The following is a 12,622-nucleotide window of genomic DNA, read 5'->3' on the forward strand; positions in this document are numbered from 1 at the left end:
ACGACCATGAAGCTCAAATTCACCAAGATGCACGGCGCCGGCAACGATTTCATCGTCGTCAACGCGATTGACCAGCAGGTCGACCTGTCCGCGGCCCAGTGGGCGCGACTGGCCGACCGCCGCTTCGGCATCGGCGCCGACCAGATCCTGGTGGTGGAACCGGGGCCGGCGCCCGGCATCGATTTTCGTTACCGCATTTTCAATAACGATGGCGGCGAAGTCGAACAATGTGGCAACGGCGCGCGCGCCTTCGTCAAATTCGTCATCGAACAGAAAATGACCAGCAAGCGGGCCATCCGCGTGCAGACCATGAACGGCGTGATCGAGCCGCGCATGGAAGAGAACGGCGCCATCACCGTCGACATGGGCGAGCCCGTGCTCGACGCAGCGCAGGTGCCGTTCGACGCCGCCGGGCTGGTCGCCGTGCCCGAAGGGGCCGACCGCTTGTGGCCCCTGTCGATCGGCCAGCCCGACGGCAGCAGCGCCACCGTGCTGTTTTCGGTCGTCTCGATGGGCAACCCGCATGCCGTCCAGGTGGTCGACGATGTCGACACCGCGCCGGTGCTGGCAACGGGCGCGGCCATCGAACACCACCCGCGCTTCCCCAAGCGGGTCAATGCCGGCTTCATGCAAGTGCTCAACCGCCAGCATGTGCGCCTGCGCGTGTTCGAACGGGGCGCCGGCGAAACGCTCGCCTGCGGCACCGGCGCCTGCGCCGCCGTGGTGGCCGGCATCCGCCGCGGCCTGCTCGACTCGCCCGTGCAGGTCGATGCCCGCGGCGGCACCTTGCAAATCGCCTGGGCCGGCGCCGGCACTGCCGTTTTTTTGAGCGGACCGGCCGAAACGGTCTTCGAAGGCGAAATAACGCTCTAAATTGGTGCAAGCCTGCTGCATTAATGGCATCACTGGTGCATACAATGCACCGCCGCGTTTCATAAAAACAACAGCTTTGTCGGAATTATTGGCTTTCGCCCAAGTGCTTAGCCCATAATTGACCAATCCGGCATTGTTGACGCAGCAAGCATTTAAGGTTCACCACATCGGCGTGCTCAGGAACATGACGCAAGTCGATGATTAAACGGATTCTACCGATTTACTTTTAAAGGATTGATACATGAAAAAATCACTTTTGGCAGTGGCACTTCTGGGCGCATTCGCCGGTGTTGCACAAGCACAAACCGCAGTTCAGATCTACGGCACCGTCGATGCAGGCGTCACCAAGCGTAGCGACCAGACCCTGGCCATCGGCAAACGTGCCAACAACACCCTGGGCTTCAAAGGTACCGAAGACCTGGGCAATGGCCTGAAAGCCCTGTTCCAACTGGAGATTCGTTACGAGCCGGACACCGGCACGATCGAACAAGGCGCCGGTGGCGTTCAGCGCCCCCTGTTCCAGGGCCAGAGCCGCGTTGGCCTGCAAGGCGACTTCGGTATGATCCGTCTGGGCCGTGGCCTGACCGCATTCCAGGAGTCGAGCACCGCCTTCGAACCATGGCACGGTCTGCCAACCCCGGCCGGTTTCCAAACCGACCTGCAAGTGGCTGGCTACACCTCGGACCCACTGGGTTACACCGGCAACTCGACCAACCGTTTCTCGAACGCCGTGTTCTACAACTCGCCTGAGTTCATGGGCTTCCAGGTCAACACCACCATCGGCATGAAAGAAGCCCTGGGCGGTCCTTACGTCGGTCGCGGTACCACCGCTGCACCTCAGTACGCCGCTGGCAAAGAAGCGTCGACCCTGCCATTCTCGGTGTCCGGTACCTACAAAAATGGTCCTGCCGCCCTGATGCTGGCCGCCGAGCGCAACGCCGTCGAAAGCCGCCTGATGTCGATCGCCGGTTCGGTGATGGCCTCGAACGAACTGAAACTGATGGCGTCGTACCAGCGTCAGAACCAGAGCAACACCGTGAACGCCAACCCGATCACCAAAGCATGGATCCTGGGCGCGAACTACACCATGGGCCCAGGCAAGATCCTGGCCGGTTATGGCCAGAAGTCGCCAGACGGCGTCGCCAAGACCAAGCAAGCATCGCTGGGCTATGAGTACAGCCTGTCGAAGCGTACCTACCTGTACGCAGATGCTTCGAAGAAAAAAGGCGGCGTTCAAGTGCCTAGCACCATCAACACCTACTCGCTGGGTGTGAACCACGCTTTCTAATGTGACGCGCGGGTGACCGCGCAGCACGGCGAAGCGACAAGGCGGAGATGAGCAATCATCTCCGCCTTTTTTCATTGGGCGCAATGCTGCACTGCACCGTGTATGTTTTACGCAACCAAGGATGCTCCACTGAATTTGCCGTCTGTACAGGCTTGTGGAACGATGGCATATTGATCTCATACGAATTAGTACGCACGTTCGTTTTATAAAAAATAGACCTATCCTTGGAGACGTAATGAAAACAAAGTTCCTCGCTGTCCTCGTTGCAAGCTGCTTCGCCGTTCCGGCGATGGCCCAGTCCAATGTCTCGATCTACGGGGTGGCAGATGCCGGCCTGATGAAGCAAAGCGGCCAGACCCTGCGCGTGGTCAGCGGCATCGCCGACGGTTCGCGCCTCGGTTTCAAGGGCAGCGAAGATCTGGGCGGTGGCATGCGCGCCATTTTCAACCTGGAAGCGCGCGTCGAACTCGACACCGGCAGCCAGAAGCCCACCCTGCTGTCGGACGAGCAGGGCCTGTACCTGACGCGCGGCATGGGTCCCGGCTTCACCACCGTGCTGGCCCCGCTGGGCGCGACCAATTCGAACGCCCTCTCGGGCGCCCTGCTGCAGCAGATCCGCGGCGGCCTGCAAGTGAAAAACGCGCCGGCCGTCAATCCGGAAGGCGCACTGTTCGACCGTACCGCCTACGTTGGCCTGGTGACCCCGGGCGGCGCCGTCATGCTCGGCCGCATGTACACCCCGGGCTATGAAGTGTTCGCCGCCGCCGATGCCTTCGAAAGTGGCACCGCCGGCACCTGGGGCGGCATCACCGGCGGCACCGCCGGCTTCACCAACCTGGGCGCCGACATCCGCTCGTCGAAATCGATCCAGTACCGCATCGCCACCCCGGCCGGCTTCGGCGGCTCGCTGATGTACGGCGCCAAGGGTTCCGGCTACCTGAACCGCTACAACAAGTTTCTCGGTATTGCCGCCACCTACAAGGCGAACGGCTTCGACGTCGGCGCCGCCCACAACCGCAGCTACGATCAAGGCGACAACGTCAGCCTGGTCACCAGCACCATCGGCGGCTCGTACACGATGGGCGACTTCAAGTTCTTCGCCGGCTACCATGACCAGCGCAACCGCCACTCGGTGCTGATGGCCGACTACACGGCAGCCTACACGACGGCCATCGCGCCGGGTGTGGCGGCCCAGTTGACCGCGGCCGGCTTGCCGGCACCGAACGTGGCTGCGCTCGGTGCGGGTCTGCGCACCGTGTTCCTCAACAATATCGCCGTGAATTCGCAAGTCGATGCCGCCAGCTACCAGCTCGGTCTGCATTACCGCGTGGGCGCCGGTCGCATCATGGCCTCACTGGCGCACCAGAACGACCGCACGGCATCCGACAGCGATGCCAACCTGGCGGCCATCGGCTACGACTACAACTTGTCCAAGCGCACCGACGTCTACGTCGTCTACGCCCACATCAAGAACAACAACGAGGGCCAGTACATCCCGGGTGCGGCCGGTTCGCCGGGCGGCTTTACCAAGACCCCGGGCGAGAGCACCCAGGCCTACCAGATCGGCGTGCGTCACCGCTTCTGATTTTTTCCTCCCGAAAAAAGCCAAGACGCCTTCGGGCGTCTTTTTTTATGCCCCCCGTCGGGTAAAATTGCGCACGAACCACATTCACCAAAGAAATCCCATGATCGACGCCATCGACCCCGCCGCACTTGCCCAGTACCTGGTCGACCATCCGCAGTTTTTCGAACAGCAGGCCGGCCTGCTGGGCAAGGTCAAGCTGTCGAGCCCGCTGACGGGCAAGACCGTGTCGCTGCAGGAACGGCAAATGGAAGTGATGCGCGACAAGTACAAGGCGCTCGAGCTGCAAATGGCCGATCTGATCCGCCTGGCCCAGGAAAACGCCGCCATCGCCAACAAGTTTCATGGCTGGACCCAGGCCCTGCTCAAGGCCCAGCACGGCGCCGACATGCCGCGCGCCCTCATCGATGGCCTGTGCAACCAGTTCAGCGTACCGCAAGCGACCTTGCGCCTGTGGAACCTGGCGCCCGGCCACGGCACCGAGTGGTACGCCCGCGGCATTTCGGACGATGCCCGCCTCTTCGCCAATAGCTTGCTGGCCCCTTACTGCGGCAGCAACCACGACTTCGAAGCGGTGCGCTGGCTCGATGACGCCGGCAGCGTGGCCTCCACCGTGATCTTGCCGCTGCGCAGCGGCGGCACCGCCTTCGGCCTGCTGATCCTGGGCTCGCCCGATCCGCAGCGCTTCCGCGCCGACATGGCCACCGATTTCCTGATCCACATCGGCGAGACGGCCAGCGCCGCGCTGGCCGCCCTGCGCGCCTGAGATGACGGCGCCGGCGCCCTTGCCGCCGGCGTCGGCGGCGCAGCTCGAAGCCTGGCTGGACCAACTGCGCACCCAGCGCAAGATGTCGCCGCTGACGGTGGCCGCCTACGGCCGTGACGTGCGCGAACTGGGCCGGCTGGCCGGCGCCGCCGACTGGGCCGCCATCAGCCACAACGATATCCGCCGCCTGACCGCCGGCCTGCACGGCGGCGGCCTGGGCCCCCGCTCGATCGCCCGCAAGCTCTCGAGCTGGCGCCGCTTCTATGCCTGGCTGTCCACGCAAGTGACGCTGGCGGCCAATCCCGTCGACGGCGTGCGTGCCCCGCGCGCGCCCAAGACCCTGCCCAAAGCCCTGTCGGTCGATGCCGCCGTGCACCTGGTGAGCAGCGTGGCGCCCCAGCGCGCCGCCGAACCTGACGAACTGTGCAACCGCGCCATGTTCGAGCTGATGTATTCGAGCGGCTTGCGGGTGTCGGAACTGGCCGGCCTGGACCTGGCCTACGCGCGCGCACCCGGCGCGCCCGGCCCGCTGGGCTGGCTCGACCGGGCCGCCGGCGAAGTGGTGGTGACGGGCAAGGGCAACAAGATGCGGCGCGTGCCCGTGGGCAGCCACGCCCTGGCCGCCATCGACGCCTGGCTGGCGGTGCGCCCGCCCGCCCGCGACGGCGGCAACGCGCTGTTTCTGTCGAACCGCGCCAGCCGCGTCTCGGCGCGCGTGATCCAGCTGCGCCTGGCCCGCCACGGCGCCGCCAGCGGCACCACCGTCAAGGTCCACCCGCACGTGCTGCGCCACTCGTTCGCCTCGCACGTGCTGCAGTCCTCGGGCGACCTGCGCGCCGTGCAGGACATGCTGGGCCACGCCAGCATCACCTCCACCCAGGTCTACACGGCGCTCGATTTTCAGCACTTGTCGGCCGTGTATGACGCGGCCCATCCGCGCGCCAAGCCAAAGTGAGGTGCTCAGTGTTTGATCCTGATCAATCACAACCATGGTATCCGGATGCATTTTAAGAAATACGGCATAATCGCTCGATTCTTTTCCGACTCCGGCAAGGCGTTTTTTGTAGCGCACTAATTAGGCACACCATGGCATTGATACCCACCACCATCCTGACGGGCTTTCTGGGCGCCGGCAAGACCACCCTGCTCAACCGTATCCTGCAAGAGGATCACGGCATGCGCATCGCCGTCATCGAAAACGAATTCGGTGAAGAGAACATCGACAACGAGATCCTGGTCGAGCGCAGCACCGAGCACATCGTCGAGATGAACAACGGCTGCATCTGCTGCACCGTGCGGGGCGACCTGATCGAAGCGCTGTCGAGCCTGGCGCGCAAGCGCGATGCGGGCGAAATCGCCTTCGACCGGGTGGTCATCGAAACGACGGGACTGGCCAATCCGGGCCCGGTGGCGCAGACCTTCTTTGTCGACGAGGAAGTGGGCGTCCATTACCGGCTCGACGCCGTCGTCACCGTCGTCGACGCGCGCCACGCCATGGCCCAGCTCGACGAACACGAGGAAGCCCAGCGCCAGGTGGGTTTTGCCGACAAGATTCTCATTTCCAAGACCGACCTGGTCGATGCTGCCCAGCTGGCCGCCCTGAGCGCACGCCTGATGCGCATCAACCCGCGCGCCTCGATCGGCCGCTCCGACTTCGGCAAGGCGCCCCTGACGGACGTGCTCGATCTGCACGGCTTCAATTTGAACGACAAACTCGAGATCGACCCCGATTTCCTGGCCACCGAAGAGGCCCACGTGCACGGCCCCGACTGCGGCCACGAGCATGGCCACCACGACCACCACGATCACCACCATGGCCACCACAGCGACGACATCGCCGCCTTCGTGTTCAAGAGCGGGCGCCCGTTTCATCCGGAGCGCCTGGAAAATTTCCTCAACAGCATGGTCAACGTGTTCGGTCCCCGCATGTTGCGTTACAAGGGTGTGCTACTGATGGACGGCGCCGACCGCAAGGTGGTATTTCAGGGCGTGCACCAGATCATGGGCAGCGATCTGGGCGCCAAATGGGGCGAGGCCGAAGAACGTGGCAGCAAAATGGTTTTTATTGGCAAAGATTTACCGAAAGACGTGTTTATCCGCGGCCTGGAGCAATGTTTGGTATAAACTATCCCGGCTTTACGACGCGGCGCGACCAGCAATGCGTATGTCGAACCGGCCAGCTAATTGGCCAGCGCTGCCAGCGCGGCTGCGTGGGCTCCCGGAACACGGGACGGTGCAGCCGGGTTAGCTGATAAATGAAACCTCTGTCGTATCGAAGGTAAGCTAAGTCATGACTAAAACAACGAAATCCACTGCCGCGACTGCGGATACGCCTCTCCTGACCGACGATCAAATCCGGGCGATGGGTGAGAAAGACTACATGAACGCGGCGCAGATGGCCTTTTTCAAGTCCAAGCTGCAGCAGCTCGAAAAAGACCTGCTCAAAAACGCCGGGGAAACCACCGAGCACCTGCGCGAAACCGTGCTGGTGCCCGATCCGGCCGACCGCGCCACCATCGAAGAAGAACATGCGCTCGAACTGCGCACGCGCGACCGCGAGCGCAAGCTGCTCAAAAAAGTCCAGCAGTCGATCGCCGCCATCGATGCGGGCGATTACGGCTGGTGCGAAGAGACGGGCGAGCCGATCGGCATCCCCCGCCTGATCGCCCGCCCCACCGCCACCCTGTCGCTGGAAGCGCAGCAGCGCCGCGAACTCAAACAGAAGCTGTACGGCGACTGATTCGGCGGCCCGCCGGCTGCTTTAAAAAAAGCATGCGTTCGCGCATGCTTTTTTTTCGTCGCCGCCCCGCCCATTTGGGGAATATTTTCCGTTGGGATACACTGTACGGCCGCACCCGCGCTTTGACGCCGCGCACGTGTGCGTGCTCCGGCGCCGACGCCAGCGTGCTAACGTCATGCTTCGGCCGTAAAACGCTTACAGGATGGGCATGGGACTGTTCGGCTTTCTGAAGAAAAAAGAGCGTGCACGCGAGACCGGCGCCGGCCCCGCCACGCGCACGGGCGAACCGTCGCGCCTGGACACCGAGGCCGAACGGGCGCGCCAGCGCGAAATCGCGCGCGCCACCACGGCCAAGATCGACGCCATCGAGTCGGCCATGGCGCACGACATTTTCAATGAACCCGAACCGGCCTGGGGCGCCAGCCTGCGCCGCCCCGCCCGCACCAGCGCGCAACTGGCGGCCGATGCCGGCGCCGGCGCCACCTTGCCGATGCTCGAACTGGCCACCACCGAGCTGCTCAGCGACGACGCCCCCGCCCTGCCAGGCGCCGAGGCCGACGCCGACAGCGCGCCCGTGGTCGACGAAATCGCCATCACGTTCGCCAACGGCGAAGTCGATAGCGCCCGCCAGATGCTGCGCGACAGTCTCGCCGGCGACGGCGGCGCCGACCGCACCGTCTGGTGGATGCTGTTCGACCTGTACCAGACCGGCGCGCACCAGGCCGCCTTCGAGGATTTGTCGATCGACTACGCCAGCCGCTTTGAAACCTCGCCGCCCACCTGGGCGCCGCTGGCCCCGGGCAAGGCCGCCGGCAGCAAGCCGTTCGCGGGCGTCACGCCGACCGAGGCCTTCGGCCCCCTGCTCGACGAGGCCATCGCCCCGCAACTGGCGCGGCTGCTGGCGCTGGCACCCGGCGGCGCCCCCAGCCGCCTCGAATTCGGCCGGGTACAGGCCGTCACCGCCGAAGGTTGCGCGCGCCTGCTGCAAGCCTTGATCGTCCTGCGCGGTGGCGGGCGCGAGCTGATCGTCGCCGGCGCCGCCGACCTGGCCGAGATCGTCCGCGCCAGCCTGGCCATGGGCGAGCGCACGGCGCCGGAAGCGCCCTGGCTGCTGCTGCTCGAATTGCTGCAGCTGATGAACCGCGAGAAAGACTTCGAAGAAGCGGCGATGGATTATTGCGTCACCTACGAGCTGTCGCCGCCCCAGTTCGAAGCGCCGGCCAACGTCGCCACCGCCGCCACCGCGCACCTGCCCTCGCGCGCCGACCGCTTCATGCTGCCGGCCCTGATCGACGGCGACGCCGGCGCCCTGTTCGACGCCATCGACGCCTACGCCGCCCACACCGACCTGGTGGTGCTCGACGGCTCGCGCCTGGGCCGCATCGAGTACGCCGCCGCCACCGTCCTGATCGGGCGCCTGCGCGCGCTGGCCGCCCAGGACAAGGTGATCGAATTGCGCGATATCAATCACCTGGCGACGGTGCTGTTCAAACTGCTCGGCTACGCCGACGTGGCCCGGCTCTATCCGCACAAGTACTGAGCACCGGTTTCATCAGGGTCCGCCATCGTTTAAACGCTTGTGATTTCTCTTATCGTCCCCAGTTTCTGAAAGTTAGAACGTTAAGAGGCAGAACATGGAACAATTTCACGGCACCACCATCCTGTGCGTGCGTCAGGGCCGCCAGGTAGCCCTGGGCGGCGACGGCCAGGTCACCCTTGGCAACATCGTCATGAAGGGCACCGCCCGCAAGGTCCGTAAGCTCTACCAGGGCAAGGTGCTGTGCGGCTTCGCCGGCGGCACCGCCGACGCGTTCACCTTGCTGGACCGCTTCGAAGGCAAGCTGGAAAAGCACCAGGGCAATTTGTTGCGCGCCTCCGTCGAACTGGCCAAGGACTGGCGCACCGACCGCGTGCTGCGCCGCCTGGAAGCGATGCTGCTGGTGGCCGACGCCGAGTCGACCTTGGTGATCACGGGCAATGGTGACGTGCTCGAGCCCGAAGACGGCATCGGCGCCATCGGCTCGGGCGGCATCTATGCCCAGTCGGCCGCCAAGGCCCTGCAGGAAAACACCGCGCTGACGCCGGCCGAAGTGGTCAAGAAATCGCTGACCATCGCCGCCGAGCTGTGCATCTACACGAATATGAACCACATCATCGAAACCCTCGACTGAGCGCCATGAACCTGACTCCTCTGGAAATTGTGTCCGAACTGGACAAGCACGTGGTGGGCCAGGCCAAGGCCAAGCGCGCCGTCGCCATCGCCCTGCGCAACCGCTGGCGCCGCCAGCAGGTGGCCGAGCCCCTGCGCCATGAAATCACGCCGAAGAACATCCTCATGATCGGCCCCACCGGGGTCGGCAAGACGGAAATTGCGCGCCGCCTGGCGCGCCTGGCCGATGCGCCATTCATTAAAATCGAGGCCACCAAGTTCACCGAAGTGGGCTACGTCGGCCGCGACGTCGACACCATCATCCGTGACCTGATCGACATCGGCATCAAGCAAACCCGCGCCAGCGAAGCGGCCAAGGTGCGCCAGCGCGCCGAGGAAGCGGCCGAGGAGCGCATCATCGACATCCTGGTGCCGCCGGCGCGCGACTTCGGTTTCAATGTCGCCGCAGCCAGCACTGACAGCAAGGACGGCGACAGCACCCGCCAGACCTTCCGCAAGCGCCTGCGCGAAGGCACGCTCGACGATCGCGAAATCGAGATCGATGTGGCCGACGCGGGTCCGCAAATGGAAATCATGGCGCCGCCGGGCATGGAAGAAATGACGGAGCAGATCAAGGGCATGTTCTCCGGCATGGCGGGCGCCCGCAAGAAGCCGAAAAAGCTCAAGATCAAGGACGCCATCAAGCTGCTGGTGGACGAAGAAGCGGGCAAGCTGATCAACGAAGACGAGCTCAAGCAGAAGGCCATCGCCAACGTCGAGCAGAACGGCATCGTGTTCCTCGACGAAATCGACAAGATCGCCTCCCGTTCCGAGCACGGCGGCGCCGAAGTGTCGCGCGCCGGCGTGCAGCGCGACCTGCTGCCGCTGGTCGAAGGCACCACCGTCAACACCAAATACGGCATGATCAAGACCGATCACATCCTGTTCATCGCCTCCGGCGCCTTTCACCTGGCCAAGCCGTCCGACCTGATTCCCGAACTGCAAGGACGCTTTCCCATCCGGGTTGAACTCGAATCGCTGTCGATTGCCGACTTCGAACGCATCCTCACCAGCACCGATGCCTGCCTGACGACCCAGTACGCCGCCCTGCTGGCAACCGAAAACGTGCAGGTCGCCTTCGAGCCGGAAGGCATCACCCGGCTGGCCGAGATCGCCTTTGCCGTCAACGAGCGCACGGAAAATATCGGCGCCCGCCGCCTCTACACGGTGATGGAAAAACTGCTCGAGGAAGTCTCGTTCACGGCCAGCGAATCGGGTGGCCAGCAGGTGACCATCGATGCCGCCTACGTCAACGAACGGCTCGACGCCCTGGCCGAAAACGAAGACTTGTCGCGCTACGTGCTGTAAGGAGCGGGGCGATGGCGACAAAGGCACTGCACCCAACGCGGCTGACCGTGGCGCCGTCGCAGCAATTGGGCAAGGTCAGGAACCCGGTGGCGGTCGCCGCCAAGCTGCGCGCGGCAGGCCCGCACAAGAAAGGCGCCACTGCCGCCCGCCAGGCGGAAAAGCGGGCGCTGGCCAAGGCCAAACTGGTGGTGGACGACTGATTGCCGCCCTCCCCTGCAGCAAACAAAAGCCGGCGTCCGCCGGCTTTTGTTATATGGGGTATGGTCGATGGCGGACGCTTATTTGCGTTGCCAGCCCGCATCGGCAGGCGGACAGGTCACTTCGCGCGCCTTGCTGCTGTCGTGCAAGATGCCCGGCACATAATTATGCGTGCTGCTGGTGATGCAATAACTCTTGCCACCGTAGCTCACCCGTTCGATGGTGACGCCGTCGGGCGAGCGGTATTGGTCGATCACGCGGCTGTTCGAGCGGTCGATGTAGGCGCCGCTGGCCACCTTATCGAAGCGCTCGAGGGGCGTTTCGGCGCCGCCGCCGAACACGGGCGCCGGCGCGGTCGGCTGGGGCTGCGCGGCGCGGCGGTCCTTGTCCGCCTCCACCGCCTCGCGCTTGGCTTTTTCGAGGTCGGCCACGCCCTTGGCGGTGGGCGCGACCGGCACGCCCTGGCGGGCGGTGGCAGGGATGAGCACGGCGGCAAGGCACGCGCACAGGATCAGCGAGGGGAGGTTTTTCATGGTGATTTCATCATAGCACCTGGCAGCGCCAGCGCCGGGCCGCCTGCGGGCGCCGCAGCGGCGCCCGCGATCTGGCCATCTGGTAACAGACTGTTCGGGTGGCGCCTCCAGGGCGCCCATGCGAAGCAGTGTCGTCGTTTCCGCCATGGGCGGCCAGATGCTTCGTTCAAGCACCGCCAGGCGCACCGGCTGGTAGCGCCCCGCGCCACCAATGCCCTTAAATGAGGTCGCCTTCGCCCAGCGCGGCGCGCACGCTGCCCGCATGCTGTTCGAGCAGTGCGGTGGCGGCGGCGCTGTCGATGCCCTGGCGAATCATGACGATGGCCACCTTGACGTTGTGGCCGCATGCGGCCAGCGCCGCCGATGCCACCGCCTCGCTGGCGCCGGTGGCGTGACGTGTCAGCGCCACCGTACGGGCGAGCAACTTGACGTTGGTGGGCCGCACGTCGACCATCAGGTTGCCGTAGACCTTGTTCAGGCACACCATCAGGGTGCTGGAAAAGGTGTTCAGGGCGATTTTCTGGGCGGTGCCCGCCTTCAGCCGGGTGCTGCCCGAGATGACTTCGGGCCCCGTGTCGAGGGTGATGCCGATGTCGGCGCCGGCGGTGACGGCCGCGCCCGGGTTGTTGGCCAGGCCGATGGTGAGCGCGCCGGCCAGCCGCGCCGCCTGCAGGGCGCCCAGCACGTAAGGGGTGGCGCCGGAGGCGGCGATCAGCAGCACGACGTCGGCGGCGCCGACGCCACTGGCGGCGAGGTCGCTGGCGCCGTTGGCGTGGCTGTCCTCGGCGCCTTCGACGGCGTCGAAGACGGCGCCCTTGCCGCCGGCCAGGATGCCGATGGCGCGCTCGCGCGGCCAGGAAAAGGTGGGGTGCAGTTCGGCGCTGTCGAGCACGCCCAGGCGCCCCGAGGTGCCGGCGCCCACGTAGATCAGGCGCCCGCCGCGGGCAATCCGCGGCAAGGCGGCGTCGACGGCGGCGGCGATGTCGTCACCGGCGGCGGCCACCGCTTCAGCGGCGCCCTGCTGGTCGGTAATGAAGGCCGCCGTCATGGCCCGGGTGGAATAACGATCGAGCGAGGGATGAAGGGGACTGGGTATTTCGGTGCGCAACATGGACAGGTCCTTTT

At 65.0% G+C, this 12,622-nt stretch carries 13 protein-coding genes; 11 read left to right on the forward strand and 2 right to left on the reverse strand.

The window, feature by feature from the left end; all coding sequences use genetic code 11:
- The first annotated feature begins 6 nt into the window (after window positions 1-6).
- The 11 genes from dapF (at window position 7) to ACP7EY_RS16440 (ending at window position 10,966) form a co-directional block, all read left to right on the forward strand.
- Window positions 7-873: a diaminopimelate epimerase gene (dapF, locus tag ACP7EY_RS16390; RefSeq protein ID WP_426195429.1), complete on the forward strand. Its 867-nt coding sequence runs from the start codon at window positions 7-9 to the stop codon at window positions 871-873.
- Between the two features lie 241 nt (window positions 874-1,114).
- Window positions 1,115-2,161 carry a porin gene (locus tag ACP7EY_RS16395; RefSeq protein ID WP_426195431.1) on the forward strand — a complete coding sequence of 349 codons (1,047 nt, stop codon included), beginning with the start codon at window positions 1,115-1,117 and terminating at the stop codon, window positions 2,159-2,161.
- 235 nt (window positions 2,162-2,396) lie between these two features.
- Window positions 2,397-3,746: a porin gene (locus tag ACP7EY_RS16400; RefSeq protein WP_426195433.1), complete on the forward strand. Its 1,350-nt coding sequence runs from the start codon at window positions 2,397-2,399 to the stop codon at window positions 3,744-3,746.
- A 100-nt stretch (window positions 3,747-3,846) separates the two neighbouring features.
- The gene (locus ACP7EY_RS16405; protein ID WP_426195434.1) at window positions 3,847-4,509 is read left to right on the forward strand and encodes a DUF484 family protein; all 663 of its coding nucleotides are present in this window, start codon (window positions 3,847-3,849) and stop codon (window positions 4,507-4,509) included.
- A 1-nt stretch (window position 4,510) separates the two neighbouring features.
- Window positions 4,511-5,464, forward strand: coding sequence for a tyrosine recombinase XerC (locus tag ACP7EY_RS16410; RefSeq protein WP_426195435.1), 954 nt, complete (start codon window positions 4,511-4,513; stop codon window positions 5,462-5,464).
- A gap of 131 nt (window positions 5,465-5,595) precedes the next feature.
- On the forward strand, window positions 5,596-6,633 hold the full coding sequence (locus tag ACP7EY_RS16415) for a CobW family GTP-binding protein (RefSeq protein ID WP_426195436.1): 1,038 nt from the start codon (window positions 5,596-5,598) through the stop codon (window positions 6,631-6,633).
- A gap of 166 nt (window positions 6,634-6,799) precedes the next feature.
- Window positions 6,800-7,249, forward strand: coding sequence for an RNA polymerase-binding protein DksA (gene dksA, locus ACP7EY_RS16420; RefSeq protein ID WP_426195437.1), 450 nt, complete (start codon window positions 6,800-6,802; stop codon window positions 7,247-7,249).
- Window positions 7,250-7,457: 208 nt separating this feature from the next.
- Complete coding sequence (locus tag ACP7EY_RS16425; RefSeq protein WP_426195438.1) at window positions 7,458-8,789, forward strand: STAS domain-containing protein; 1,332 nt, start codon at window positions 7,458-7,460, stop codon at window positions 8,787-8,789.
- Window positions 8,790-8,883: 94 nt separating this feature from the next.
- Window positions 8,884-9,420, forward strand: coding sequence for an ATP-dependent protease subunit HslV (gene hslV / locus ACP7EY_RS16430; protein ID WP_426195440.1), 537 nt, complete (start codon window positions 8,884-8,886; stop codon window positions 9,418-9,420).
- 5 nt (window positions 9,421-9,425) lie between these two features.
- The gene (gene hslU, locus ACP7EY_RS16435) at window positions 9,426-10,766 is read left to right on the forward strand and encodes an ATP-dependent protease ATPase subunit HslU (RefSeq protein ID WP_426195442.1); all 1,341 of its coding nucleotides are present in this window, start codon (window positions 9,426-9,428) and stop codon (window positions 10,764-10,766) included.
- 11 nt (window positions 10,767-10,777) lie between these two features.
- Window positions 10,778-10,966 carry a hypothetical protein gene (locus tag ACP7EY_RS16440; RefSeq protein WP_426195444.1) on the forward strand — a complete coding sequence of 63 codons (189 nt, stop codon included), beginning with the start codon at window positions 10,778-10,780 and terminating at the stop codon, window positions 10,964-10,966.
- Between the two features lie 78 nt (window positions 10,967-11,044).
- On the opposite strand, the gene ACP7EY_RS16445 is transcribed toward ACP7EY_RS16440, so the two are convergent.
- Together ACP7EY_RS16445 and murQ are read right to left on the reverse strand one after the other, a co-directional pair.
- The gene (locus ACP7EY_RS16445) at window positions 11,045-11,497 is read right to left on the reverse strand and encodes a hypothetical protein (RefSeq protein WP_426195446.1); all 453 of its coding nucleotides are present in this window, start codon (window positions 11,495-11,497) and stop codon (window positions 11,045-11,047) included.
- 217 nt (window positions 11,498-11,714) lie between these two features.
- Complete coding sequence (gene murQ / locus ACP7EY_RS16450; RefSeq protein WP_426195448.1) at window positions 11,715-12,608, reverse strand: N-acetylmuramic acid 6-phosphate etherase; 894 nt, start codon at window positions 12,606-12,608, stop codon at window positions 11,715-11,717.
- Window positions 12,609-12,622 lie beyond the last annotated feature (14 nt).

It is taken from the genome of Massilia sp. DWR3-1-1 (assembly GCF_049898325.1).
Lineage (GTDB): Bacteria > Pseudomonadota > Gammaproteobacteria > Burkholderiales > Burkholderiaceae_D > JAFCUW01.

Excerpts from the sequence above, each read along its gene's own strand:
- dapF (WP_426195429.1), top strand. The coding sequence starts at position 7 with ATGAAGCTCAAATTCACCAAGATGCACGGCGCCGGCAACGATTTCATC.
- ACP7EY_RS16395 (WP_426195431.1), top strand. The coding sequence starts at position 1,115 with ATGAAAAAATCACTTTTGGCAGTGGCACTTCTGGGCGCATTCGCCGGT.
- ACP7EY_RS16400 (WP_426195433.1), top strand. The coding sequence starts at position 2,397 with ATGAAAACAAAGTTCCTCGCTGTCCTCGTTGCAAGCTGCTTCGCCGTT.
- ACP7EY_RS16405 (WP_426195434.1), top strand. The coding sequence starts at position 3,847 with ATGATCGACGCCATCGACCCCGCCGCACTTGCCCAGTACCTGGTCGAC.
- ACP7EY_RS16410 (WP_426195435.1), top strand. The coding sequence starts at position 4,511 with ATGACGGCGCCGGCGCCCTTGCCGCCGGCGTCGGCGGCGCAGCTCGAA.
- ACP7EY_RS16415 (WP_426195436.1), top strand. The coding sequence starts at position 5,596 with ATGGCATTGATACCCACCACCATCCTGACGGGCTTTCTGGGCGCCGGC.
- dksA (WP_426195437.1), top strand. The coding sequence starts at position 6,800 with ATGACTAAAACAACGAAATCCACTGCCGCGACTGCGGATACGCCTCTC.
- ACP7EY_RS16425 (WP_426195438.1), top strand. The coding sequence starts at position 7,458 with ATGGGACTGTTCGGCTTTCTGAAGAAAAAAGAGCGTGCACGCGAGACC.
- hslV (WP_426195440.1), top strand. The coding sequence starts at position 8,884 with ATGGAACAATTTCACGGCACCACCATCCTGTGCGTGCGTCAGGGCCGC.
- hslU (WP_426195442.1), top strand. The coding sequence starts at position 9,426 with ATGAACCTGACTCCTCTGGAAATTGTGTCCGAACTGGACAAGCACGTG.
- ACP7EY_RS16440 (WP_426195444.1), top strand. The coding sequence starts at position 10,778 with ATGGCGACAAAGGCACTGCACCCAACGCGGCTGACCGTGGCGCCGTCG.
- ACP7EY_RS16445 (WP_426195446.1), bottom strand. The coding sequence starts at position 11,497 with ATGAAAAACCTCCCCTCGCTGATCCTGTGCGCGTGCCTTGCCGCCGTG.
- murQ (WP_426195448.1), bottom strand. The coding sequence starts at position 12,608 with ATGTTGCGCACCGAAATACCCAGTCCCCTTCATCCCTCGCTCGATCGT.